The 23060-nt window shown below is 74.9% G+C and carries 26 protein-coding genes; 11 read left to right on the forward strand and 15 right to left on the reverse strand.

Annotated elements, in window-relative coordinates; translation table 11 throughout:
* Positions 1-382 precede the first annotated feature (382 nt).
* Entirely contained in the window at positions 383-913 is a 531-nt protein-coding gene (locus IDM29_RS04365) for a YbhB/YbcL family Raf kinase inhibitor-like protein (protein ID WP_182113730.1), read from the forward strand.
* Positions 914-922: 9 nt separating this feature from the next.
* Here the strand turns inward: IDM29_RS04365 and IDM29_RS04370 are convergent, their stop codons facing one another.
* Positions 923-1546: a hypothetical protein gene (locus tag IDM29_RS04370; protein WP_182113729.1), complete on the reverse strand. Its 624-nt coding sequence runs from the start codon at positions 1544-1546 to the stop codon at positions 923-925.
* 125 nt (positions 1547-1671) lie between these two features.
* Here IDM29_RS04370 and IDM29_RS04375 point away from each other — a divergent pair, with 125 nt between their 5' ends.
* On the forward strand, positions 1672-2229 hold the full coding sequence (locus IDM29_RS04375) for a YbaK/EbsC family protein (RefSeq protein ID WP_182113728.1): 558 nt from the start codon (positions 1672-1674) through the stop codon (positions 2227-2229).
* Between the two features lie 81 nt (positions 2230-2310).
* Here the strand turns inward: IDM29_RS04375 and IDM29_RS04380 are convergent, their stop codons facing one another.
* The 8 genes from IDM29_RS04380 to IDM29_RS04415 form a co-directional block, all read right to left on the reverse strand.
* Positions 2311-3144 (reverse strand): RNA methyltransferase, encoded by an 834-nt coding sequence (locus IDM29_RS04380; RefSeq protein WP_182113727.1) that lies wholly within the window; start codon positions 3142-3144, stop codon positions 2311-2313.
* Between the two features lie 37 nt (positions 3145-3181).
* A complete protein-coding gene (locus tag IDM29_RS04385) occupies positions 3182-3772 on the reverse strand; it encodes a TetR/AcrR family transcriptional regulator (RefSeq protein WP_182113726.1) in 591 nt (196 codons plus the stop codon).
* Positions 3765-4649 carry an alpha/beta fold hydrolase gene (locus IDM29_RS04390; protein ID WP_182113725.1) on the reverse strand — a complete coding sequence of 295 codons (885 nt, stop codon included), beginning with the start codon at positions 4647-4649 and terminating at the stop codon, positions 3765-3767. The genes IDM29_RS04385 and IDM29_RS04390 overlap by 8 nt, the downstream gene beginning before the upstream one ends.
* A 42-nt stretch (positions 4650-4691) precedes the next feature.
* On the reverse strand, positions 4692-6581 hold the full coding sequence (locus IDM29_RS04395) for an ABC transporter ATP-binding protein (protein WP_220458051.1): 1890 nt from the start codon (positions 6579-6581) through the stop codon (positions 4692-4694).
* 89 nt (positions 6582-6670) lie between these two features.
* Positions 6671-8449: an ABC transporter ATP-binding protein gene (locus IDM29_RS04400; RefSeq protein ID WP_255491844.1), complete on the reverse strand. Its 1779-nt coding sequence runs from the start codon at positions 8447-8449 to the stop codon at positions 6671-6673.
* Between the two features lie 64 nt (positions 8450-8513).
* Positions 8514-9698: an SPFH domain-containing protein gene (locus IDM29_RS04405; protein WP_182113724.1), complete on the reverse strand. Its 1185-nt coding sequence runs from the start codon at positions 9696-9698 to the stop codon at positions 8514-8516.
* Positions 9695-10174 carry an NfeD family protein gene (locus tag IDM29_RS04410; RefSeq protein WP_182113723.1) on the reverse strand — a complete coding sequence of 160 codons (480 nt, stop codon included), beginning with the start codon at positions 10172-10174 and terminating at the stop codon, positions 9695-9697. Before IDM29_RS04410 ends, IDM29_RS04405 begins: the two co-directional genes overlap by 4 nt.
* 120 nt (positions 10175-10294) lie before the next feature.
* Complete coding sequence (locus tag IDM29_RS04415) at positions 10295-11095, reverse strand: ABC transporter ATP-binding protein (protein WP_182113722.1); 801 nt, start codon at positions 11093-11095, stop codon at positions 10295-10297.
* A gap of 74 nt (positions 11096-11169) precedes the next feature.
* On the opposite strand from IDM29_RS04415, the gene IDM29_RS04420 reads away from it, so the two are divergent.
* Positions 11170-11976 carry a hypothetical protein gene (locus IDM29_RS04420; RefSeq protein WP_182113721.1) on the forward strand — a complete coding sequence of 269 codons (807 nt, stop codon included), beginning with the start codon at positions 11170-11172 and terminating at the stop codon, positions 11974-11976.
* Here IDM29_RS04420 and glgA read toward each other — a convergent pair.
* The gene (gene glgA, locus IDM29_RS04425; protein ID WP_182113720.1) at positions 11973-13184 is read right to left on the reverse strand and encodes a glycogen synthase; all 1212 of its coding nucleotides are present in this window, start codon (positions 13182-13184) and stop codon (positions 11973-11975) included. The two genes, IDM29_RS04420 and glgA, sit on opposite strands and share 4 nt — an antisense overlap.
* Positions 13185-13254: 70 nt before the next feature.
* On the opposite strand from glgA, the gene IDM29_RS04430 reads away from it, so the two are divergent.
* Both IDM29_RS04430 and serB read left to right on the forward strand, forming a co-directional pair.
* Entirely contained in the window at positions 13255-14496 is a 1242-nt protein-coding gene (locus IDM29_RS04430) for a glucose-1-phosphate adenylyltransferase (RefSeq protein WP_182113719.1), read from the forward strand.
* 71 nt (positions 14497-14567) lie between these two features.
* On the forward strand, positions 14568-15227 hold the full coding sequence (serB, locus tag IDM29_RS04435) for a phosphoserine phosphatase SerB (RefSeq protein ID WP_255491843.1): 660 nt from the start codon (positions 14568-14570) through the stop codon (positions 15225-15227).
* Between the two features lie 28 nt (positions 15228-15255).
* Here the strand turns inward: serB and IDM29_RS04440 are convergent, their stop codons facing one another.
* The 3 genes from IDM29_RS04440 to fabG form a co-directional block, all read right to left on the reverse strand.
* Positions 15256-15789 (reverse strand): histidine phosphatase family protein, encoded by a 534-nt coding sequence (locus IDM29_RS04440; RefSeq protein WP_182113718.1) that lies wholly within the window; start codon positions 15787-15789, stop codon positions 15256-15258.
* A gap of 1 nt (position 15790) precedes the next feature.
* The gene (gene fabI, locus IDM29_RS04445; protein ID WP_182113717.1) at positions 15791-16558 is read right to left on the reverse strand and encodes an enoyl-ACP reductase FabI; all 768 of its coding nucleotides are present in this window, start codon (positions 16556-16558) and stop codon (positions 15791-15793) included.
* A 76-nt stretch (positions 16559-16634) separates the two neighbouring features.
* Positions 16635-17348, reverse strand: coding sequence for a 3-oxoacyl-ACP reductase FabG (gene fabG, locus IDM29_RS04450; RefSeq protein ID WP_182113716.1), 714 nt, complete (start codon positions 17346-17348; stop codon positions 16635-16637).
* 140 nt (positions 17349-17488) lie between these two features.
* Here fabG and IDM29_RS04455 point away from each other — a divergent pair, with 140 nt between their 5' ends.
* From IDM29_RS04455 to IDM29_RS04465, 3 genes are read left to right on the forward strand one after another with little or no spacing between them, the layout of a single operon-like run.
* Positions 17489-17851: a DUF3099 domain-containing protein gene (locus tag IDM29_RS04455; RefSeq protein WP_182113715.1), complete on the forward strand. Its 363-nt coding sequence runs from the start codon at positions 17489-17491 to the stop codon at positions 17849-17851.
* Positions 17848-18081, forward strand: a complete 234-nt coding sequence (locus IDM29_RS04460) for a hypothetical protein (RefSeq protein ID WP_182113714.1) — start codon at positions 17848-17850, stop codon at positions 18079-18081. The genes IDM29_RS04455 and IDM29_RS04460 overlap by 4 nt, the downstream gene beginning before the upstream one ends.
* 17 nt (positions 18082-18098) lie before the next feature.
* A complete protein-coding gene (locus IDM29_RS04465; RefSeq protein ID WP_255491842.1) occupies positions 18099-19025 on the forward strand; it encodes an SURF1 family protein in 927 nt (308 codons plus the stop codon).
* Here IDM29_RS04465 and IDM29_RS04470 read toward each other — a convergent pair.
* Both IDM29_RS04470 and IDM29_RS04475 read right to left on the reverse strand, forming a co-directional pair.
* Positions 19006-19254: a helix-turn-helix domain-containing protein gene (locus IDM29_RS04470; protein WP_182113712.1), complete on the reverse strand. Its 249-nt coding sequence runs from the start codon at positions 19252-19254 to the stop codon at positions 19006-19008. The two genes, IDM29_RS04465 and IDM29_RS04470, sit on opposite strands and share 20 nt — an antisense overlap.
* Before the next feature lie 97 nt (positions 19255-19351).
* The gene (locus tag IDM29_RS04475; RefSeq protein WP_182113711.1) at positions 19352-20950 is read right to left on the reverse strand and encodes an ABC-F family ATP-binding cassette domain-containing protein; all 1599 of its coding nucleotides are present in this window, start codon (positions 20948-20950) and stop codon (positions 19352-19354) included.
* 96 nt (positions 20951-21046) lie between these two features.
* Between IDM29_RS04475 and IDM29_RS04480 the strand changes: the two genes are divergently transcribed.
* The 3 genes from IDM29_RS04480 to IDM29_RS04490 all read left to right on the forward strand — a co-directional run.
* Entirely contained in the window at positions 21047-21712 is a 666-nt protein-coding gene (locus tag IDM29_RS04480; RefSeq protein WP_255491841.1) for a biotin transporter BioY, read from the forward strand.
* A 28-nt stretch (positions 21713-21740) separates the two neighbouring features.
* Positions 21741-22448 (forward strand): energy-coupling factor ABC transporter ATP-binding protein, encoded by a 708-nt coding sequence (locus IDM29_RS04485; RefSeq protein ID WP_182113710.1) that lies wholly within the window; start codon positions 21741-21743, stop codon positions 22446-22448.
* A partial coding sequence (locus IDM29_RS04490; protein ID WP_309232674.1) for a CbiQ family ECF transporter T component occupies positions 22445-23060 on the forward strand: 616 nt, incomplete at its 3' end. The genes IDM29_RS04485 and IDM29_RS04490, both read left to right, overlap by 4 nt.

Consider the following 23060-nt stretch of genomic DNA (forward strand, 5'->3'; position numbering starts at 1 on the left):
CGCGGTCCCCGGACGGGCCGGACCCAGCCCCGCGCCCCGGTGCGCTCCTCGGCGCGGGCCAGGGCGGCGCGGGCCAGGGCGGCGCGCGAGAGCCCGACCCCCTCCGCGGGCGCCACGGGAGGGCCAGATCGCTCGACGACCGCGGTCATGGGCACCTCCTCCTCGCTGCACGACGTTCGAACGCACGTTCGAACTATCAGTACACGCCGCCACCCCGGAGGTGTCAATCGGCCCGCGCGTCGCCCCGGCGCGTCGCCACCGAGCCCGTGCGGGTGCGCCCGGACGGGGCGGCGACGCTCACCCGGGACGGCCGCACCGCCGCGCTCGCCGTGCGCCGCGCGCCGTGATCGCGATGATGGAGGTGCCGACCCCTGGAGGAACCGTGGACCTCGCCCGACCGACCGCACCGGACCCGTACTCGCTGCTCCCCGAGGCCCCGGACCTCGCCGTGACCAGCGACGACGTCGTCGACGGCGCACCGCTGCCCGAGCGCTTCACCGCCGCCGGCGGGAGCACGTCCCCGCACCTGGCCTGGCAGGGCGCGCCGGACGGGACGCGCAGCTTCGTCGTCTCGTGCTTCGACCCGGACGCCCCCACGCCCGCCGGCTTCTGGCACTGGACCGTGTGGGACCTGCCCGCGAGCACGTCCAGCCTCCCCACCGGCGCCGGTGCGCCCGACGGCGCCGCGCTGCCCGCGGGCGCCCGGCAGGCGCGGAACGACGGCGGCGGCGTCGGCTACACGGGCGCCGCTCCGCCGGCCGGCGACCGCCCCCACCGCTACGTGTTCGCGGTGCACGCGCTCGACGTCGACTCCCTCGAGCTCGACGACGACGCGACCCCCACCAAGGTCGCCTTCACGGCGCTGTTCCACACGCTCGCGCGCGGCACGATCACGCCGACGTTCCAGGCCTGACGACGCCGGTCAGCGCGCGGTGAGCAGGAGCCGCTCCCGGCACGCCCGGTAGGCCGAGAAGCCCTCGCCGGCGACGGCGAGGAACGCGACGCCGCCGGCGATCGTCTCGACGAGACCGCCCGTGAGCTCGACGCCGATGCTGGGGTCGGTCAGCTCTGTCTCGCCGCCGCCTGTCATCACGACCGTGGCGACCACCAGGATCGAGACGACCAGCAGCCACGCGAGCGAGACGACGCGCGTCCTGGACGTGGCCTCGTCGAACGCGACGTCCCCGACGCCGCGCCGCACGAGGTCCGTCGCCATGAGCGTGCCGGCCAGCGCCGCCACCCAGCCCAGCGCGACGGCGAGCTGGGACGCCGGCGGGACGTCCTCGCCCGTGAGGGCGAGCACGAGGGCGATGCTGCTCAGCAGCACGGCGCACCAGTACGCCACGAGCCACCGGACCCGGTAGGCGGTCGCGCGCCCGACGGCCGGTGCCGGCCCGGCCCCGCCGCCCGCCGGCTCGTCCGGCCAGAAGTCCCAGTCCGGCGGAGCCGGGCCCCACGCGGGGTCCGGGGTCCAGCCCGGCCCGGGACGCCACCCGTCGGGCGGGGTCGGCCACCCCGCCGGCACCGTGAACCGCGAACCCGCCATGGTCGCCCCCTGTGACGCCCGGCACCACCGCGCCACGGCGGCGCGCTCCCATGCTGGCCGCGCCCTCGCCGGGGCGTCAACGGGCGCGCGTGCACCCCGCCGGCGGCACGGGTCAGGATGGCACCATGCCGATCGCCGCCCTGGACTGGACGCCAGCCCTCGACCGACCCGACCTCCTCGCTCCCGGCACCACGGCCGCCCTGACGCGGTGGGCCGACGCCGACCCGGCCGTCGCCGCAGCGGTCCGGGTCGCCGAGATCGACCCCGACCTCGCCGACACCGTCGCGCTCACCGCCGCCTACGGGCTGCCCCTCGACGCGTCGGCGAACTGCGTGCTGGTCGCGGGCCGGCGCGCGGGCGAGGAGCGCGTCGCGGCCGCCGTCGTGCTCGCGAGCACCCGCGCCGACGTGAACAACGCGGTCAAGCGCCTGCTCGACGTCCGCAAGGCGTCGTTCATGGCGATGGACCGCGCCGTCGAGGAGTCCGGCATGGAGTACGGCGGCATCACGCCCATCGGCCTGCCGCAGGCCTGGCGCGTGCTGGTCGACGCGCGGGTCCGCGACGCGGGCGACGTCGTCGTAGGCAGCGGCCTGCGCCGCTCGAAGCTCACGCTCCCGGGCGCGCTCCTGGGCACGATGCCGGCCGTCGAGGTGGTGCAGGACCTGGGACTCGACGCCGCCTAGCCCCGGTGGCCGCCGTCGCACTCTCGCATCGAGGACGCACATACGCATGGACGTCCTCGGTGCAGATGTGCGTCTCGGACCTCAGCGCAGCGCCCAGAACGCGACGGCCGACGCCGCCGCGACGTTGAGCGAGTCGACGTCGCCGGCCATGGGGATGCGGACGACGACGTCCGCCGCCGACACCGCGGCGCGCGAGAGGCCGTCGCCCTCGGTGCCCAGCACCATCGCGAGCCGGTCCGGCGGCTCGGCCGCGAGCGCGTCGAGGGTCACGGCGTCCTCCGCGAGCGCGAGGGCCGCCACCGTGAACCCGTCGGCGCGCAGGTCGTCCAGGCCGCCCGGCCACGACTCGAGGCGCGTCCAGGGGACCTGGAAGACGGTCCCCATCGAGACGCGCACGCTGCGCCGGTACAGCGGGTCCGCGCAGCGCGGCGAGACGAGGACGGCGTCGACGCCGAGGCCCGCCGCACTGCGGAAGATCGCGCCGACGTTGGTGTGGTCGACGATGTCCTCGAGCACCGCGACACGCCGCGCGCCCGCCCCGCCGCGGGCGCCCGCGAGCAGCGCGTGGACGCTCGCCAGCGGCGGCCGGTGCATGGCCGCGAGCGCACCGCGGTGCAGGTGGAACCCGGTGATGCCCTCGAGCACGTCCGGCTCGGCGACGTAGACCGGCACGTCGCCACCCTCGCCCGCGCCGGCCTCCTCGAGCAGCGGCGCGAGGTCCGGCAGCCACCTGTCCGCCATGAGGAACGAGCGCGGCCGGTGACCCGCGGCGACGGCCCGCCGGATCACGGTCGAGCTCTCCGCGATGTACAGGCCCTTGGCGGGCTCGTGCTTGGCACGCAGGGCGACGTCGGTCAGGCGCGTGTAGTCCGCCAGCCGCTCGTCGTGGGGGTCGGTCACACGCAGGACGGGCACGGGTCACATCCTCCCAGGGAACGCGCGGCCGCGGTCCTCATCCCTCGCCGGCGATGGCGTCCAGGCCCGCGAGCATCATCCGCACGTGCGTCGCGAAGCTCGCGTCGAGGTCGTCGGGCAGCCGGAAGCCGCCGGCGAGCTCCAGCGTGACGAAGCCGTGGATGCTCGCACGCACCGAGCGGATCGCGTCGACGGTGCGCTCCTCGGGGAGCCCGTAGCCGCGCAGCACGGCCGCGATGGTGGCGACGAGGCGCTCCGCCGCCGCCCGCAGCGCGGCGTCGGCCGGCTCCTGCGGGTCGGGCGCCGCCTGCACCGCGGCCCAGCGGCCGGGCCGGGTGAGCGCGTAGTGGCGCATGGCGTGGGCCAGCGCGACGACGGCGTCGGGACCCGCGCGACCCACCGTCGCGGCGGCCACCGCCTGCGCGAGGTCCTCGACCGCGACGACGCAGACCTCGCGCCGCAGGGCGCCGAGCGAGCCGACGTGCTTGTAGAGGCTCGGCGTCGCGACCCCGGCCTGCGCCGCCACCTTCGCGAGCGACAGCTCGGCGAAGCCCTCGGGACCACCGCCGTCGACGAGCTCGAGCGCGATCCGCACGACGGCCTCGGTCGAGAGCCCGGCCCTAGCCACGCGCGCCGCCCGCCGCTCCGACCACGGGCGGGAGCGCCGCCAGGTGGTCGAGCACCGCGGCTACGACCTCGTCGGGCGCCTCGAGCTGGGGGTAGTGGCCCACGCCGGGCAGGAGGAGCACCGTGGCGCCGAGCGCCTCGCCGGCCCACGCCGCCTCGGCCGCCGGGTCGGCGTAGTCGGGGTCGAGCGCGCCGAAGACCGCGAGCGCCGGCGCCCGGACCCGGGCGACGCGCGGCTCCACGACGCGGTGGTCCAGCTGGAGGCAGAGGTCCCGGAACGACCGCAGCCGCGCCGGGTCGCGCAGGCTCGCGCGCAGCGCCGCCCGGTGCTCGGCCAGGCGCGGGATCGGGCGCTTCCTCGTCAGGGTGCCGTAGATCGCGCTCCACGCCGCCGCGCCCCACGGGCGCGCCAGCAGCACGCGGTACCCGAGCCGCATGAGGCGCTGCCGCGCCGGTGACGCGGGCTCGCGCAGGAAGCCGTCGAGCAGCACGAGGCCGCGGACGAGCTCGGGGCGGTCGGCCGCGACGACGACGGCGGCGGACGCGCCCATCGAGCTCCCGAGCAGCACGGCGGGTCCGGCCCCGAGGTGCTCGACCAGCGCGGCGAGGTCCGAGGCCGTCGCCTCGTCGCCGTGTTCGGTGAAGGTCGTGTCGCTGTCGCCGTGGCCGCGCACGTCGGACACCACGACGCGGTAGCCGGCGGCGACGAGCCGCGGGGCGACGTCGTCGTAGGTGGCGCGCAGGTCGCCGATCCCGGGGACCGCCACGACGAGCGGGCCCTGACCGGTGTCGGTGTAGGTGACCCGGCCCTCGGGGCGCGTCAGGTGGTGGACGGGAGCTGCGGGGACACCCGAGGGGGACGCTTGGCTACTGGTCATAGTGCTGAGGCTAACTCCATTAGCCAGGCCATGCCAACGGCGTCACTCCACGGGTGCGGCCGCCGCGGTGAACTGGCTCGCGTACAGGCGCGCGTACTCGCCACCGGCGTGGAGCAGCTCGTCGTGGGTGCCCTGCTCGACGATCGCCCCGTCGGCCATGACGAGGATCAGGTCGGCGTCCCGGATGGTCGAGAGCCGGTGCGCGATGACGAACGACGTCCGTCCCGTGCGGAGCCGCGCCATCGCGTGCTGGACCAGCACCTCCGTGCGGGTGTCCACCGACGACGTCGCCTCGTCGAGCACGAGGATGGCCGGGTCGGCGAGGAACGCCCGGGCGATGGTCAGGAGCTGCTTCTCCCCCGCGCTGACGTTGCTGCCCTCGTCGTCGATCACCGTGTCGTAGCCGTGCGGCAGCGTCCGCACGAAGCGGTCGACGTAGGCGACCTCGGCCGCGGCGACGACCTCCTCGTGCGTGGCGCCGACCCGGCCGTAGGCGATGTTCTCCTCGATGGTGCCGCCGAAGAGCCAGGTGTCCTGGAGCACCATGCCGATCTGGGCGCGGAGCACCTCGCGGTCCATCGCGGCGATGTCCACGCCGTCGAGCGTGATGCGGCCGCCGTCGAGCTCGTAGAACCGCAGGAGCAGGTTGACCAGGGTGGTCTTCCCGGCCCCCGTCGGGCCCACGATGGCGATGGTCCTGCCCGGCTCCGCGACCAGGTCCAGGCCGTGGATGAGCGGCTGGTCCGGGTTGTAGGAGAAGGAGACGTCCTCGAAGACGACGCGCCCCCGGACCGGGTCGGGACGCGGCGCGTCGGCCGGCTCGGGCGACTGCTCCGGTCCGTCCAGCACCTCGAACACGCGCTCGGCCGACGCGACCCCGGACTGCAGCAGGTTCATCATCGCCGCGACCTGCGTGATCGGCTGCGTGAACTGGCGCGAGTACTGGATGAACGCCTGCACCTCGCCGAGCGTGAGCGTCCCGGACGCCACCCGCAGGCCCCCGACGACGGCGATCGCGACGTAGGACAGGTTCGAGACGAACATCATCGCGGGCTGGATGATGCCGGAGATGAACTGCGCCCGGAAGCTCGCGTCGTACAGCGCGGCGTTCTGCTCGTGGAAGGCCTCGGACGCCCGCTGCTGCCGGCCGAACACCTTGACCAGCGCGTGACCGGTGTACATCTCCTCGACGTGGGCGTTGAGCGTTCCGGTGCGAGCCCACTGCGCGACGAACTGCGGCCGCGACCGCTTCGCGATGGTCGCCGTGACGAGCGCCGCGACGGGCACCGTGACCAACGCGATGAGCGCCAGGACCGGCGAGATCCAGAACATCATCACGAGCACGCCGACGATCGTCAGCAGCGCGGTGATGAGCTGGCTCAGCGTCTGCTGCAGCGTCATCGCGAGGTTGTCGATGTCGTTGGTGACGCGCGAGAGCAGGTCGCCGCGCGGCTGCCGGTCCAGGTGCGCGAGCGGGAGCCGGCCGAGCTTGGCCTCGACCGCCTCACGCATCCGGAACACGACCCGCTGGACCACGCCCGTGGTGAGCAGCCCCTGGAGGTACCCGAAGAGCCAGGCCCCGAGGTAGAGCGCGAGCACCACGAGCAGCACCTGGCCCAGCGCGCCCAGGTCCACGCCCCGGCCGGGCACGACGTCGCTGCCCGCGACGACGTCGGCGAGCCGCTCCTGGCCGCTCGCGCGGAGCTGCTCGACGGCCTCCTGCTGCGTCAGGCCCGCGGGCAGCGACTGGCCGAGGAAGCCGGCGAAGACGATGTCCGTCGCGCGCCCGAGGAGGCGCGGCCCCAGGACGCCCAGGGCGACGCTGACCAGCGTCAGACCCAGGACCGCCAGGAGCACCGCGCGCTCGGGCCGCAGCACGCCGAGCATGCGCCGCGCCGAGCCGCGGAAGTCGCTCGCCTTGGCGGTGGGCATGCCCACCGCCATCCCCATCGGCCCGTGCGGGCGCTGCGGCGGGCGCGGGGCCGGCGCCTCCTGCGTCCGCGCGTCGTCCTCGCGCGTGCTCACGCCGCCTCCTGCGCGCTCAGCTGGGACAGGACGATCTCGCGGTAGGTCTCGTTCGCCGCCATGAGCTCGTCGTGGGTCCCCGCACCCACGACGGCACCGGCATCCAGCACGACGATGCGGTCGGCCGTCCGGATGGTGCTCACGCGCTGCGCGACCACGATGACGGTGGCGTCGCGCGTCTCGGGCGCCAGCGCCCGCCGCAGGGCGGCGTCGGTGGCGAAGTCCAGAGCCGAGAAGGAGTCGTCGAACAGGTAGACGGCGGGCCGGCGCACGAGCGCCCGGGCGATCGCCAGCCGCTGCCGCTGCCCGCCCGAGACGTTCGTCCCGCCCTGCGTGACGGGCGTGTCGAGCCCGCCCAGCGCCCGCACGAACTCGGCGGCCTGCGCGACCTCGAGCGCGTGCCACAGCTCGTCGTCGGTCGCGTCGTCCTTGCCGTACCGCAGGTTCGAGGCGACCGTGCCGGCGAAGAGGTACGGCTTCTGGGGCACGACCGCCATGGCGCTCCAGAGCGTCTGCAGGGCCAGGTCACGCACGTCCACCCCGCCGACGAGCACGGCTCCGGCGGTGACGTCCGACAGGCGCGGGATCATCTCCAGCAGGGTCGTCTTGCCCGAGCCGGTCGAGCCGATGATCGCCGTCGTCCGCCCCGGCTCGGCCAGCAGGCTCACGTCGCGCAGCACGGGCTCGTCGGCGCCCGGGTACCGGAAACCGACGTCGCGCAGCTCGACGGTGAGGCGCGCGGGCAGGGTCGTGACCGGCTCGGTCGGCACGGCGACGCTCGTGGCCGTGCGCAGGACCTCCTGGACCCGGTCCGACGACACCTCGGCGCGAGGCACGATCATGAACATCATCACGGCCATCATCACGGCCATGAGGATCTGCATCATGTAGCTGAGGAAGGCCGTCAGCGAGCCCACCTCCATGGACCCCTCGGCGATGCGCTGCCCGCCGAACCAGAGGATCGCGACACCGGCGGCGTTGGTCACCAGCATCACGGTGGGGAACAGCAGGGCCATGACGCGCCCGACGCCGATCGCGACGCCCATGAGCTCGCGGTTCGCGACGTCGAAGCGCTCGCGCTCGTGGGCGTCGCGGACGAACGCCCGGATGACGCGCACCCCACCGATCTGCTCCCGCAGGATCCGGTTGATGCCGTCGATCCGCGCCTGCATGGTCCGGAACAGCGGCCGCATCCGCGAGACGCCGAGCCCGAGCACGAGGAGCAGCACCGGGACGACGACCACGAGCAGGCCGGAGAGCTCGACGTCCTCGCGCAGGGCCATGACGACCCCGCCGACGACCATCACCGGCGCCGCGATGATGACGGTCAGGCTCATCACCACGACCATCTGGATCTGCTGCACGTCGTTCGTCGTACGCGTCAGCAGCGACGCCGCGCCGAACTGCCCGACCTCGCGCGCCGAGAAGGTCTGCACGTGGTCGAAGACGGCGGCGCGCACGTCGCGGCCGAGCGCGGTCGCGACCTGGGCGCCCACGTAGACGGCGCCGATCGCGCACGCCACCTGCACGAGCGTGACGGCCAGCATCACCGCACCCAGGCGCAGGATCGTGCCCGTGTCCCCCCGCGCGACGCCGTCGTCGATGATGTCGGCGTTGAGGCTGGGCAGGTACAGGTTGGCGATCGCCTGGACGAGCTGGAGCAGCACCACCACGACCAGCGACGCGCGGTACGGGACGAGGCGCTCGCCCAGGAGCGAGACCAGAGCACTGCCCCCGCGACGGCGCGGCTCGGTGCGCGGCTCGGTGGAGGTCACCTCGCGAACCTAGCCCCGGCCCCCGACACGGGCACGCGTGTTTTCCCAGGGCGTAGCGGACGGGTCAGCTGCGGTACGGCGGTGGGGCGATGCCGCCCTGCCCCGCGCCGCCGTCGGCGTCGGCGTCGGGATCCTGGAGCGGCGCCGGTGCGCCCTCGCCCTGGCCGGCCTCCCGGGACCGGTCGACGGGCCGCCCGCTGAGGGTGCCCGCGCTCGTCGCGTCCTGGGTCGCGGCCGCCGACTGGCGCCGCGCCTCCGCGAGCGCCTCGGCCGGCTCGGTGAGGGCCGACGGCGGCAGGTCGTCACCGAGCGGCGACGTGCCTGCGGGCCGTCCGGAGTCCGCGGCCAGCTCGCTGCCGGTGGCCGCACCGAAGCCCTTCCCGATGGCGTTGAGCGCCGCGGTGAACTCGGTCGGGATGAACCACATCTTGTTCGACTGCGAGCGCGCGACCTCGGGCAGCATCTGCAGGTACTGGTAGGCGAGCAGCTTCGGGTCCGCGTCGCCGCGGTGGATCGCGTCGAACACCTGCAGGATCGCGCGCGACTCGCCCTCGGCGTTGAGGATCGCCGCCTGCGCGGAGCCCTCGGCGCGCAGGATCGCGGCCTGCTTCTCGCCCTCGGCGGTGAGGATCTGGGACTGCTTGACGCCCTCCGCGGTGAGGATCGCCGCGCGACGGTCGCGCTCGGCGCGCATCTGCTGCTCCATCGAGCCCTGGATCGACTGCGGCGGGTCGATGGACTTGAGCTCGACGCGGTTGACGCGCACGCCCCAGCGCCCGGTGGCCTCGTCGAGCACGCCGCGCAGCTGGCCGTTGATCTGGTCGCGGCTGGTGAGCGTCTGCTCCAGGTCCATCGAGCCGACGACGTTGCGCAGGGTCGTGACGGTCAGCTGCTCGATGCCCTGGATGTAGTTGGCGATCTCGTAGACCGCCGAGCGCGGCTCGGTCACCTGGAAGTAGATGACGGTGTCGATGCTCACCACGAGGTTGTCCGAGGTGATCACAGGCTGCGGCGGGAAGGAGACGACCTGCTCGCGCAGGTCCACGGCGGCGCGCACCCGGTCGACGAACGGGATGAGCAGGTGCAGCCCCGCGTCGAGCGTGCGCGAGTACCGGCCGAGCCGCTCGACGATGAGCGCGACCGCCTGCGGCACGATCCGCACGGAGCGGACCAGCGCGATGACCACGAACAGGACGAGCAGGCCGAGCAGCACGTACCCGGCGATGGTGAGCGGGCTGGTCTCGGTCACGAGGTCTCCTCCGTCGGGCGTGGCAGGGGCGAGGCACTGGCGTGCGGATCGGTGGAGGGCCCGACGACGGCCGTCGCGCCGTCGATGCGCTGCACCACGACGGTCTCGCCGGGCGCCAGCAGGCGCGCGCCGTCCGTGCGGGCGCTCCACACCTCGCCCGCGAGCTTGACGCGCCCGGCTCGGTCCGAGACCTCGGCGACCACGAACGCGGGCCGGCCGACCAGCGCGTGCACGTTGGTCTCCACGAGCGGCACGCGCTGGCGCAGGTGGCGCAGCAGCCACGGCCGCAGCGCGAGGAGCAGCAGCCCGGACGCGACCGCGAACCCGACGATCTGCACCCACACGGGGAAGCCCATGACGGCCAGCAACGCGGCGACGGCGGCGCCGCCGGCGAACATCACCAGGACGAGGTCGAGCGAGAGCATCTCGATGACGGCGAGCAGCAGCGCCGCTCCGAGCCACCACACCCAGCCCATCGGACCTCCTCAGCCGTGGTCACCATCCTACTCGCCGGATGGTGCTGCCGAGGCCAGGACTTTGCCCGGTCTTGAACCGGCGCTCACCGGTCCTGACCGTCCCGCCCGGTCCGGCCCGGGTCAGCGGGCGCGCGCGCTCCAGCGGGCGCCGCGGCGGCCGCCGTCGGCGTGCCGCTCGACCTGGAGGTCGACGTCGAAGGTGGACGAGAGCCGCTCGGCCGTGAGCACCTCGTCGAGCGGACCGGCGGCGTGCACCCCGCCGTCCTTGAGCAGCAGCCCGTGCGTGAAGCCCTCGGGGATCTCCTCGACGTGGTGCGTGACCAGGACCAGGACGGGAGAGCGGTGGTCGCCCGCGAGCTCCGCCAGCGCGCCGACCAGCTCCTCGCGCCCGCCGAGGTCGAGCCCCGCGGCCGGCTCGTCGAGCAGCAGCAGCTCGGGGTCGGTCATGAGGGCGCGCGCGATCTGCGTCCGCTTGCGCTCGCCCTCGCTGAGCGTCCCGAAGGTGCGGTCGGCGAGGTCGCCGACGCCGAACACGTCGAGCAGCACGCGCGCGCGCTCGTGGTCGAGCGCCTCGTACTGCTCGCGCCAGCGCCCGGTCATCCCGTAGGCGGCCGTGAGGACGACGTCGAGCACCTTCTCCGAGCCGGGGATGCGGTCCGCGAGCGCGGCCGAGGCCACGCCGATCCGCGGCCGGAGCTCGAACACGTCGACGGCCCCGAGCCGCTCGCCCAGGACGTGGGCGGTGCCGCTCGTGGGGTGCATGCGCCCGGCGGCGACCTGCAGCAGCGTGGTCTTGCCGGCGCCGTTGCGGCCGAGCACGACCCAGCGCTCGCCGTCGCGGACGGTCCAGGAGACCCGGTCGAGGATCGTCTTGGGGCCCCGCCGGATGGTCACGTCCTGGAGGTCGAGCACCGCTGTCATGGTGCCCGACCCTACCTGCGCCGGTGCGCCCCGGGGCACCGCACCACGCGCGTCGGCGCGGCACACTGGAGCGCGTGAACCCCGCGCTCGAGCTCCCCCGGTCCGTCCTCCTGGCCCTGTGGCTGCAGGGTGTCGGCGCCGGCGCCGACCCGCTGCGGCGCGCCGTCGCCGCGGTCGAGGGCGACGACGAGCCGCACGTCGTCACGGGCGCCGGGACGACCGTCGTGCCCGGCGTGCCCGACGGCGGGACGCTCGCCGAGCTGCTCTCCGCATGGGCCGCCGGCCCCCGGGCGGCGGCCGCCCTGCTGCCCGTCCCCGGCGACGTCACAGGGCTGCCGCCCGAGGTCGCCGCCGAGGCCGTCGAGGCGGGCGAGTGCGTCCTGGCGCACGCGCAGGGGCGGGCCTGGGCCGCGGTCCCGGAGATCATCGCGTTCGGCTCGGTGCACGACACGGGCCACCTCGTCTCGTGGCGCGTGCACGAGGTGCCCGACTGGCGCCCCCGGCTGCCCGGGATCGTGGGGACGCTGAGCGAGGCGGAGCGGAGCCTGCGGGAGTGCCTGCGCGACGCGACCGAGGCGCTGGCCCAGCTCGACGTCGCGCGCTGGCGCGAGGACGCGGCGGACACGATCGCGGCCCTGCGCTCCGACGCGGACCCGGGCTGGCCGCTGCCCGACCGCCTCGCCGGACGCGCGGTGCGGGTCCTGGCGACCGCGGTCCGGCTGCGCACCGTCGTCGACCTGGCGACGGTGGACGACGGCGGCGCCGTCAACCTCTGGCAGGCCGACCAGCGGTCGGCCGCGCTGCGCCACGTGGACCACGCGGCCCGGCGGGCGGTCGCCGCGGCGACCGCCCAGGCGGCCGGCCCGCCGATCGCGGTCTAGGACCCCGCGAGGACCGACCGGTAGACCTCGATCGTCCGCTCGGCGATCGCGCCCCACGCGAAGTTGTCCTCCACGCGTCGTCGGGCCGCGCGGCCCATCTCGGCCGCGCGGGCCGGGTCGGTGGCGAGCGCGGTGAGGGCGGCGGCGAGGTCGGCGACGAACCGATCCGGGTCCACGGGCGTGCCCGTGCCGTCCTGGACCTGCTCGATCGGCACCAGCAGGCCGGTGACGCCGTCGTCGACGACCTCGGGGATGCCGCCCGTGGCCGTGCCGACCACGGGCAGGCCGCACGCCATCGCCTCGAGGTTGACGATGCCCAGCGGCTCGTACACCGACGGGCACGCGAACACGGTCCCGGCGCTGAGCACCGCCACGAGGTCCTCGCGCGGGAGCATCTGCTCGATCCACACCACGCCGTCGCGCTGCTGGCGCAGGTCGGACACCAGGCCTGCGACCTCGGCGGCGATCTCCGGCGTGTCCGGCGCACCCGCGCAGAGGACCAGCTGCACCTGCGGCGGCAGCGCCTCCGCGGCGCGCAGCAGGTAGGGCAGGCCCTTCTGCCGCGTGATGCGGCCGACGAACACGACCGCCGGTCGCTCCGGGTCGATGCCGAGCCCGCGCACGACCGTGTCGGCACGCGCCAGGGCCTCCTCCGTCTCCGGGCGCCGCCAGCCGGCGAGGTCGATGCCGTTGTGCACCACGTGCACCTTGGCGGGGTCGACCTGGGGGTAGCAGCGCAGGATGTCGGCGCGCATGCCGGCGCTCACGGCGATGACCGCCGCGGCGCCCTCGTAGGCCGTCCGCTCCGCCCATCCGGACAGCGCGTACCCGCCGCCGAGCTGCTCGGCCTTCCAGGGCCGCAGCGGCTCGAGGCTGTGCGCGCTCACGACGTGCGGGATGCCGTGGAGCAGCCCCGCGAGGTGACCGCCGAGGTTGGCGTACCAGGTGTGGGAGTGCACGACGTCGGCGCCCTCGACGTCCCCGGCCATGAGCAGGTCCACGCCGAAGGTGCGCAGGGCGGCGTTGTGCTCGGCCAGACCGGCGGGCACGTCGTAGCCGTCCACCCCCGCCTCCGCGCGGGCGCCGTCGAAGCACCGCACCCTCACGTCGAGGTGGCGCCGGAGCACCGCACTGAGCTCCGCCACGTGCACGCCGGCTCCGCCGTACACGTGCGGGGGGTACTCCCTGGTCAGCAGGTCGACGCGCACGACGACACGCTAGCGCGCCACGCACCCGATCGTCTGGCCGACGGGCCCGAGCACCCCTAGGGTCACGGGTATGGCAGCGCCGCGCGTCCTCGCAATCGTCCTCGCGGGTGGTGAGGGCAAGCGCCTCATGCCCCTCACCGCGGACCGCGCCAAGCCGGCCGTGCCGTTCGGCGGGATGTACCGCCTGGTCGACTTCGCGCTCTCCAACCTCGTCAACTCGCACTACCTGCAGATCGTCGTGCTGACGCAGTACAAGTCGCACAGCCTCGACCGGCACGTCGCCAAGACCTGGCGCATGTCGCCGCTGCTGGGCAACTACGTCGCGCCCGTGCCGGCGCAGCAGCGCGTCGGCAAGCACTGGTACCTGGGCAGCGCCGACGCGATCTTCCAGTGCCTCAACATCATCACCGACGAGCGGCCCGACGTCGTCGTGGTCGTGGGCGCCGACCACGTGTACCGGATGGACTTCGAGCAGATGGTCGACGCGCACCTCGCGTCGGACGCCGAGTTCACGGTCGCGGCGATCCGGCAGCCGATCTCGCTCGCCGACCAGTTCGGCGTCATCGAGACCCGCGCGGACGACCCGACGAAGATCAACGCCTTCCTGGAGAAGCCGACGGATCCGGTCGGGCTCGCCGACTCCCCCGGTGAGATCCTCGCCTCGATGGGCAACTACGTCGCGAACGCCGACGCCCTGGTCGAGGCCGTCACCAAGGACGCGGCCAACCCGACGTCGCGCCACGACATGGGCGGCGACATCGCGCCGTACTTCGTCGAGCGCGGCACCGCGGGCGTCTACGACTTCATCAAGAACGACGTCGCCGGCTCCACCGACCGCGACCGCGACTACTGGCGCGACGTGGGGACGCTGGACTCCTACTACGACGCCAACATCGACCTGATCTCGATCAACCCGGTGTTCAACCTCTACAACACCGACTGGCCCGTCTTCAGCGGGTACGCGCAGCTGCCGCCCGCGAAGTTCGTCCACGCCGGTCCCGGGCGCATGGGCCACGCGGCCGACTCGCTCGTCTCGCCGGGCGTCATCGTCTCGGGTGCCACGGTCACGGGCTCGGTGCTCTCGCCCGGGGTGTACCTGCACTCGTGGGCGTCGGTGAGCGACTCGGTCGTCATGGACGGCACGGACGTGGGGCGTCACGCCCAGGTGCACCGCGCGATCCTCGACAAGAACGTCGTGGTCAAGGAGCGGGCCCGCGTCGGCCTCGACGCCGAGCACGACCGGGCCCGCGGCTTCACCGTGACGGAGTCGGGCATCACGGTCGTCCCCAAGGGGACCGTCGTCGAGGGCTGAGCCCGCACCCACCGGCGCCCGGTCGGCGGACGCGCCGCGGCCACGGCGGCCACGCCGCTACCCTGCACCGCGTGGCACCAGCAGCGGACGTACGTGTGGTCGTGATGGACGTCGACTCGACGCTCATCACGGGTGAGGTCATCGAGCTGCTCGCGGCCCACGCCGGGGCGCGCGAGGAGGTCGCCGCCGTCACCGAGCGCGCCATGCGCGGCGAGATCGACTTCGCCACCTCGCTGCACGAGCGGGTCGCGACCCTCGCGGGCCTGCCCGTGGCGGTGCTCGACGCCGTGCGCGCGGACATGGTGCTGACGCCGGGCGCGGAGCGGCTGGTCGCCGAGCTCCACGACCGCGGCTGGCCCGTGGGCCTGGTCTCGGGCGGCTTCCACGAGCTGGTCGACCCCCTCGCGGCGCGCCTGGGCATCGACTTCGTGCGGGCGAACCGGCTCGAGATCGCCGACGGACGCCTCACCGGCCGCGTCGTCGGGCCCGTCGTGGACCGCGAGGCCAAGGCGCGCGCCCTGCGCGAGCTCGCCGCGGCCCACGGCGTCCCGATGGAGCGGACGGTCGCGATCGGCGACGGGGCCAACGACCTCGGGATGCTGGCGGCCGCGGGCCTCGGCATCGCCTTCAACGCCAAGCCGGTCGTGTGCGCGCAGGCCGACGTGGCGGTCCTCGACGCACCGCTCGACGCCGTGCTGGAGCACCTCCCGCGGCGCCCCACGGGCGCCTGAGCCACGCCCGGCGCCCGGGCGCCGGTGGCTAGGCCGGCGGTCGCACCGCGTCGAGGAGCACCGCGGAGGCCGGCTCGAGGGTCGCCCAGTCCGCGACGTCGAGCACCGCGAAGCCCGCCGTCGGCAGCCCGGCCCGTGCGGAGGCCAAGGCACGCTCGGACCCGCTGCCCGGGCGTGCGAGCGTGGCCGCCGCCGCGGACATCGTCGGCTCGTGACCCACGACGAGGACCGTCGCCACGCGCCCGTCGACGCCGCGCAGCAGGTCGACGAGCTCCGAGACGCCCGCGTCGTACAGGTCGTCGGTGATCACGACGTCCGGCTCCGGGGACCCGCGCAGCGAGCCCCGGACCAGGTCCCACGTCTGCCGGGTGCGCACGGCGGACGAGACGAGCACGAGCTCGGGGACGTGCCCCGCCGCGGCCAGCGCGGCGCCGACCGTGACGCACTGCGCGCGGCCCGCGAGTGCGAGCGGGCGCAGCGCGTCGCCGGCCACGGTGCCGGCCTCGGCCTTCGCGTGCCGCAGCAGCACGAGGCGGCGCCCGCCCGGGCGCGGCGACGTCACGTCACAGGCCCATCGCGTGGAAGCCGCCGTCGACGTGCACGATCTCCCCGGTCGTGGCCGGGAACCAGTCCGAGAGCAGCGCCGCGACGGCGCGGGCGGTGGGCTCGGCGTCGTGCGCGTCCCAGCCGAGCGGTGCGCGCTCGGGCCAGCCGCCCTCCATGGCCTCGAAGCCGGGGATCGACTTCGCCGCCGTGGTCCGGATGGGCCCGGCGGAGACGAGGTTGACCCGGATGCCCTGCGGCCCGAGGTCGCGCGCGAGGTAGCGGGCCGTGGACTCGAAGGCCGCCTTCGCCACACCCATCCAGTCGTACACGGGCCACGCGTACCGCGCGTCGAACGTCAGCCCCACGACGGCGGAGCCGCGCGGCATGAGCGGCTGCGCGGCCACCGTGAGGGCCTTGAGCGAGTACGCGGAGACGTGCAGCGCCGTCGCGACGTCCTCCCACTCGCCCGCGAGGAAGTTCCCGCCCATGACCGACTGGGGCGCGAAGCCGATGGAGTGCACGACGCCGTCCAGGTGGTCGACGTGCTCGCGGACCCGGTCGGCCAGCGCCTCCAGGTCCTGGGTCGACGTCGCGTCGAGCTCCACGACCGGCGCGGTGTGGGGCAGGCGCTTGGCGATGGCCTGCGTGAGGCGGAGCTGGCGGCCGAACGAGGTCAGGACGACCTCGGCACCCTCCTGCTGCGCGAGCCGCGCGACGTGGAAGGCGATGGAGCTGTCCATGAGGACGCCGGTGACCAGGAGCTTCTTGCCGTCGAGCAGACCCATGGAGCCGCTTCCCTTCGTCGAGTGTCGAGCGGTCGCCGTCCGCGCTGCGGCGACGCAGTGTCGTGGTGGTGACCCGTCAGTGCCCCATGCCGAGGCCGCCGTCGACCGGCACGACCGCGCCGCTGACGTACGCCGCGTCGGACGACGCGAGGAAGTGGACCACGCCGGCGACCTCGTCGGGATCCGCGAAGCGTCCGGCCGGGATCGCTGCACGGTAGGCCTCCTGGCGCTCCGGCGGCAACGCCGCGGTCATCGCGGTCTCGACGAACCCCGGCGCGACGACGTTCGCCGTGATGCCGCGCGCGCCGAGCTCGCGCGTGATCGACCGCGCCATGCCGACGAGCCCGGCCTTGGAGGCCGCGTAGTTCACCTGGCCGGCGCCGCCGTAGAGCCCGACCACCGAGGAGATGAGCACGATGCGGCCCCGCCGCAGCCGGATCATGCCCTTCGAGGCGCGGCGCACGCAGCGGAACGTCCCCGTCAGGTTGACGTCGAGCACCTGCTCGAAGTCCTCGTCGGTCATGCGCAGCAGCAGCTGGTCCCGCGTCACGCCGGCGTTGGCGACGAGCACCTCGACGGGCCCGTGCGCGGCCTCGACCTCGGTGAAGGCGGCGTCGATCGAGGCGGTGTCCGTCATGTCTCCGACCACGCCGAGCACGCCCTGCGGCAGGTCACCCGTGCGGTAGATGGTCGCGACCCGGTCCCCCGAGGCGACGAACCGCTCCGCGATGGCGCGTCCGATGCCGCGGTTGGCGCCGGTCACGAGCACGCTGCGAGGCGTGGTCTGCACAGGTCTGCTCCACTCAGGTCGACGGTCGGGAGGGGTCCGGTGCCCACCGGCACGCCCGGTGCCCCGGGAGTGAACGTAGCCGAAGGCCCGCCGCGGCCGCCCCCGACGCCCGTGGACCGAACGGCGGATAAACTCAGGAGGTGAACCGCACAGGCCTCCCCCGGCGCGAGTCCGGGCGACCGGACCGGGCCTCCGAGCCCGTCCCGCGGATCACGAGCGCCGCCGAGCCGCTGGCGGACGACATCGCGCGCCGGACCCGCCGCTACCTCATCCAGATGAGCATCCGGGTCGTGTGCTTCATCGGGGCCGTCACCGTCCAGCACTGGAGCCGGTGGCTCCTGCTCGCGGGCGCCGTGGTGCTGCCCTACATCGCGGTCCTGCTCGCGAACGCCGGACGGGAGCGCGGCGCGACGGTGGACCCGTACGACGCGACACGCGCCCTGCCGCCGGCACCCACGACGACCGCATTGCCCCCGACGTCCCCCCGGAGCCAGGACCAGTGACCACGAACGACACCGAGCCGGCCCAGGAGCTGCTGTGCAGCGCCCGCGGCTGCCGCGACGACGCCGCGTGGGGCCTGCGCTGGAACAACCCCAGGCTGCACTCCGGGGACCGGCGCAAGGTCTGGCTCGCGTGCGACGACCACCGGGCCCACCTCGAGCAGTTCCTGGGGGCGCGCGGGTTCCACCGTGACACGGTGCCGGTCGACGAGCTCGGGCCCGGCGACGGGTGAGCGCGACCGGTTCGACCGTGCGACAGGTCGCGCGGACGCTGCTGGTGGCCCTCGTCGTCGCCGTCGGCTGCACGGGCGCCGGGCTGTGGCAGTGGGGTCGCCACGAGGACCGCAGCGCCGCCATCGCGCTCGTGCAGGCGAACTACGACGCCGCACCGGTGCCGCTGGCGGACCTCCTCGGCCCGGGCGAGCAGCTCGACCCAGCCGACGTGTGGCGACCGGTCCGGGTCCGCGGCACCTACCTGCCCGCACCCGTGCTGCTGCGCAACCGCCCCGTCGACGGGCAGGCCGGGTTCCACGTCCTGGTCCCGCTCGTGCTGCAGGACGACGTGCTCGCCGGCTCGGTGCTCGTGGTCGACCGCGGCTGGGTGCCGCTGGGCGACGACAGCACGACGGCGGAGGTCCCCGCCCTGCCCGGCGGCCCGGTCGACGTCGTGGTGCGCCTGCGGCCCGGCGAGCGCGCCTCGGCCCGCGACGCCCCGGCCGGCCAGGTCCAGGCCATCAATGCCGACCAGGTCCGCGACGCCGCCCTGGGCACGCTGTCGGGCACCGGGCGCGCGGACGCGGGCGACTGGCCGGCCGACGCGACGCTGCGCGCGTACGGTGCCGTCGCCTCCGAGGACGGCGCGCGTCCCGAGGGCCTGGGCGCCCTGCCCGCGCCCAGCACCGACCCGGGCTCGCACCTGTCCTACGCGTTCCAGTGGTGGGTCTTCGCGCTGGGCGCGCTCGGGACCGGCGTGGTGCTGGCGGTGCGCGTCGTCCGGGAGGGCGATCCGGACGACGTCGACCAGCCCGACGCCGAGACCCCTGGCGGGACGCGCCCCGCCGGCACGTCCGGCCAGGGCTCGCGCCGTCGTCGTCCCACCGCCGAGGAGGAGGAGGATGCCCTCCTCGACGCGCAGGACGCGGGGCGTCCCGCCGACGTCAGGAGCGCGACTCCTTGAGGGCAGCGCGGCGCGCCTCGGCGGCAGCACCGCGCGTGGCACCACCCCGGGTCCGCATGGTGACGCCCTGCTCGACGAGCACGCCGTGGACGAACCCGTACGAGCGGCCGATGTCCTCGGCCATCGAACGGATGCTCTCACCGCGGTTGTAGCGCTCGACGAGCGATGCGGCGAGATCTTGCCGACCCTCGCCGGTGATCCGTGACCCCTTCGGCAGCTTCGTACCCATCATCGTCCTCCAGGCCCCAGGTTGGTGTGGCCCGCCACCGGACGGGAGCCCGGCCGACGGCGTCCGACCCGGTCGACGTCGCCCGGGCCGGGCGAGCTCACGCGAGCGAGATGAGGTCCGCGTAGCTGTCGTTCCATAGATCTTCGTCCCCATCCGGCAGGAGCACCACCCGTTCTGGTGACAAAGCGGTCACAGCGCCCTCGTCGTGCGTGACCATGACGACGGCGCCCGCGTAGCCGCGCAGCGCGTCGAGCACCTCCGCGCGGCTCGCCGGGTCGAGGTTGTTGGTCGGCTCGTCGAGGAGCAGGACGTTCGCCGACGACACCACCAGGGCCGCGAGCGCGAGGCGCGTCTTCTCGCCGCCCGACAGGACCCGCACGGGCTTGTCGGCGTCGTCGCCCGAGAACAGGAACGAGCCGAGCACCGAGCGCACCTGCGTGTCGCCCAGGTCGGGGGCCGCGTGACGCAGGTTCTCGACCACCGTCAGCTCGGTGTCCAGCGTCTCGTGCTCCTGCGCGTAGTAGCCGAGCTTGAGCCCGTGACCGGGCACGACCTCACCCGTGTCCGGCGTCTCGACGCCGGCCAGGAGCCGCAGGAGGGTGGTCTTGCCGGCGCCGTTGAGGCCCAGGATGACGACGCGGCTGCCGCGGTCGATCGCCAGGTCGACGTCCGTGAAGACCTCGAGCGAGCCGTAGGTCTTGCTCAGGCCGGTGGCGGTGAGCGGGGTGCGCCCGCACGGCGCGGGGTCGGGGAAACGCAGCTTCGCGACCTTGTCCGACGCGCGCTCGGACTCCAGGCCGGACAGGAGCCGCTCGGCCCGGCGCGCCATGTTCTGCGCCGCCGTCGCCTTGGTCGCCTTGGCCCGCATCTTGTCCGCCTGCGCGAGCAGGACCGTGGCCTTCTTCTCGGCGTTCGCCCGCTCGCGCTTGCGCCGGCGCTCGTCCGTCTCGCGCTGCGCCAGGTAGGCGTCCCAGCCGAGGTTGTACTGGTCCAGCTCGCCGCGGTTGGCGTCCAGGTGGAACACCTTGTTCACGGTCTGGCGCACGAGGTCGACGTCGTGGCTGATGACGAGGAACCCGCCGGAGTAGGAGCCGAGGTACTCGCGGAGCCAGACGACGGAGTCGGCGTCGAGGTGGTTGGTGGGCTCGTCGAGCAGCAGCGTCTCGGCGCCCGAGAACAGGATGCGGGCGAGCTCGACGCGCCGCCGCTGGCCGCCCGACAGGGTGCTCAGCGGCTGGCCCAGGATGCGCTCGGCGAGCCCGAGGTTGGACGCGATGCGCCCGGCCTCGCTCTCGGCCGCGTACCCCCCGGCCGCGGTGAACCGGGCCTCGAGCCGGGAGTACCGCTCCATCGCCGCATCGCGGGTGGCGTCGTCGGCGCTGGCCATCTCGCCCTCGGTGCTGCGCATGCGCCGGACGATGTCGTCCAGGCCGCGGGCCGAGAGGATGCGGTCCATCGCGACGACCTCGAGGTCGCCGGTGCGCGGGTCCTGCGGCAGGTAGCCCACGTCGCCCGTGCGCACCACCTGGCCCGACGTCGGCTGCCCCTCGCCCGCGAGGACGCGCGTCAGCGTGGTCTTGCCGGCGCCGTTGCGGCCGACGAGGCCGACGCGGTCGCCCGCGGCGATCCGGAACGACGCCTTCTCGAGGAGGACGCGGACGCCGATGCGCAGCTCGACGTCATGTGCGGTGATCACTGAGGTTTCCTCCGACGGGCGCCCGGCCGCCTTGTGGGCGGGCACAAACGCCACCCATCCTACGACCGGCTAGCGTGGTCGGCCGACCGCAGTACCGTGACCGACCCGCAGGTCTGGAGGACCATGGTCCCGACGCCCGAGGCCGCCCTGCCCGACGACGGCCGCGCCGGGGCCGCGCTCCCCCTGCCCGCGGCCCGGAGCTCGGCCGCGACCGACGTCGCCCTGGTCGCCACGTTCGCGGCCTTCATCGCGGTCTGCGCGCTGCTGCCCGCCATCACCCTGCCCGGCATGGCCGTGCCGATCACGCTGCAGACGTTCGGCGTGATGCTCGCGGCCCTCGTCCTGGGCCCGGTGCGGGGCGCCCTCGCCGTCCTGCTCTACCTCGCGGTGGGGTTCGCCGGGATCCCGGTCTTCTCGGAGGGCACGGGCGGCCTGGCGACGTTCGGCAAGGTGTCGCTGGGATACCTGCTCGCCTTCCCGGTCGCGGCGCTGGTCGCCGGCCTGCTCTCCGCGCGCGCGCTGCACCTGCGTCCCGGGCTGCGCCCGCTCGCGTTCTTCGCGAGCGCGACCGCCGCGAGCCTGCTGGTCGTGCACCCGCTCGGGATCACCGTCATGGGCGCGCGGCTGGGCCTCTCGGGCGGCGAGGCGATCGCCGCGGGTGCGACCTTCCTCCCGGGCGACGTCGTGAAGAACGTGCTGGCGGCGGTCGTCGCCACGGCCGTGCTGCGGGCGTTCCCGGACCTGCGCGCGCGGCGGCGCTGAGCGCGGGGCGCGGCCGTAGGCTCGTGACGTGATCGAGCTGGTCGACGCGACCGTCACGGTGTGGGCGGCCGGTGACCGTGACGAGGTCGTGGAGCTGCTCGCGCCGACGACGCTCACGCTCGCCGAGCGCCGGGTCGCCGTCGTCGGTGCCAACGGCTCGGGCAAGTCCACCCTCGCCCGCCTGGTCAACGGGCTCGTGCTGCCGTCGGCCGGCGCCGTGCGCGTGGACGGGCTCGACACGCTGCGCGACGGCGCCGCGGTCCGGCGCCGCGTCGGCTTCACCTTCACCGACCCCGACGCCCAGATCGTCATGCCCACCCCCGTCGAGGACGTCGCGCTCTCCCTGCGCCGCCTGGACCTGCCCGCCGACGAGCGGGCCGAGCGGGCGCGCGAGGTCCTCGCGCGCTACGGGCTCGGCGAGCGGGCCGACGTCCCCGTGCACGCCCTCTCGGGCGGGCAGAAGCAGCTGCTGGCGCTCGCGGCGGTGCTGGCCACCGAGCCGGCCGTGCTGGTGTGCGACGAGCCGACGACCCTGCTGGACCTGCGCTGGCGGCGCGCCGTCGACGCGCTCCTGGACTCGCTCGACCTGCAGCTGCTCCTGGTCACGCACGACCTGGCCGCGGCGCGGCGTGCCGAGCGCGTGCTCGTGGTCGACGAGGGCGCGGTCGTGGCGGACGGCGACCCCGACGACGCCGTGGACCACTACGTCGAGCTCATGTCCGGGGTGACGCGGTGAGCGCGCCGCCCGCGCGTCCCGCCGACCCGCGCCACCAGCGCCTGCGGTGGGCCGGTCCGCTCGGCCTGCACCAGCCCGGCGCGTCGTGGCTGCACCGGGCGCCGGCGGGCACGAAGCTGCTCGGCCTCGCGGCCGTCGGTGCGGCGGTGCTCGTGGTCTCCGGGCCATGGCCGAGCCTGGCCCTGCTGGCCGGGGCACTCGGGGTCGCCGCGTCGGCTCGCCTGCGGCTGCGCACGACGCTGCGCCAGCTGCTGCCCGTCCTGGTGGTCGCGGTCCTCGTCGGCGGCTTCCAGGCGTGGCGACGGGGTCCCGCGATCGCGGTCGAGGTGGCCGCCGACCTCGTCACGGTGGTCGTCGTGGCGGTCGTCCTGACCGCGACCACCCCGGCGGACCGGCTGCTCGACGTGCTCGGACGCGCCGCCCGCCCGTTGCGCCACGTGGGGCTCCGCCCGGAGGTCGTCGCGCTCGCCGTCGGGCTCATGCTCCGGGCCGTGCCGGCCCTGCTCGAGACCTCGCTCGAGGCGCGCGACGCCGCCCGCGCCCGCGGGCTCGAACGCGACCCGCGGGCCGTGCTGGTACCCGCCGCCGTGCGCGCCGTCGGACGGGCGCGGC

Origin of the sequence: Actinotalea sp. JY-7885, assembly GCF_014525465.1 — a bacterium.
Classification (GTDB): domain Bacteria; phylum Actinomycetota; class Actinomycetes; order Actinomycetales; family Cellulomonadaceae; genus Actinotalea.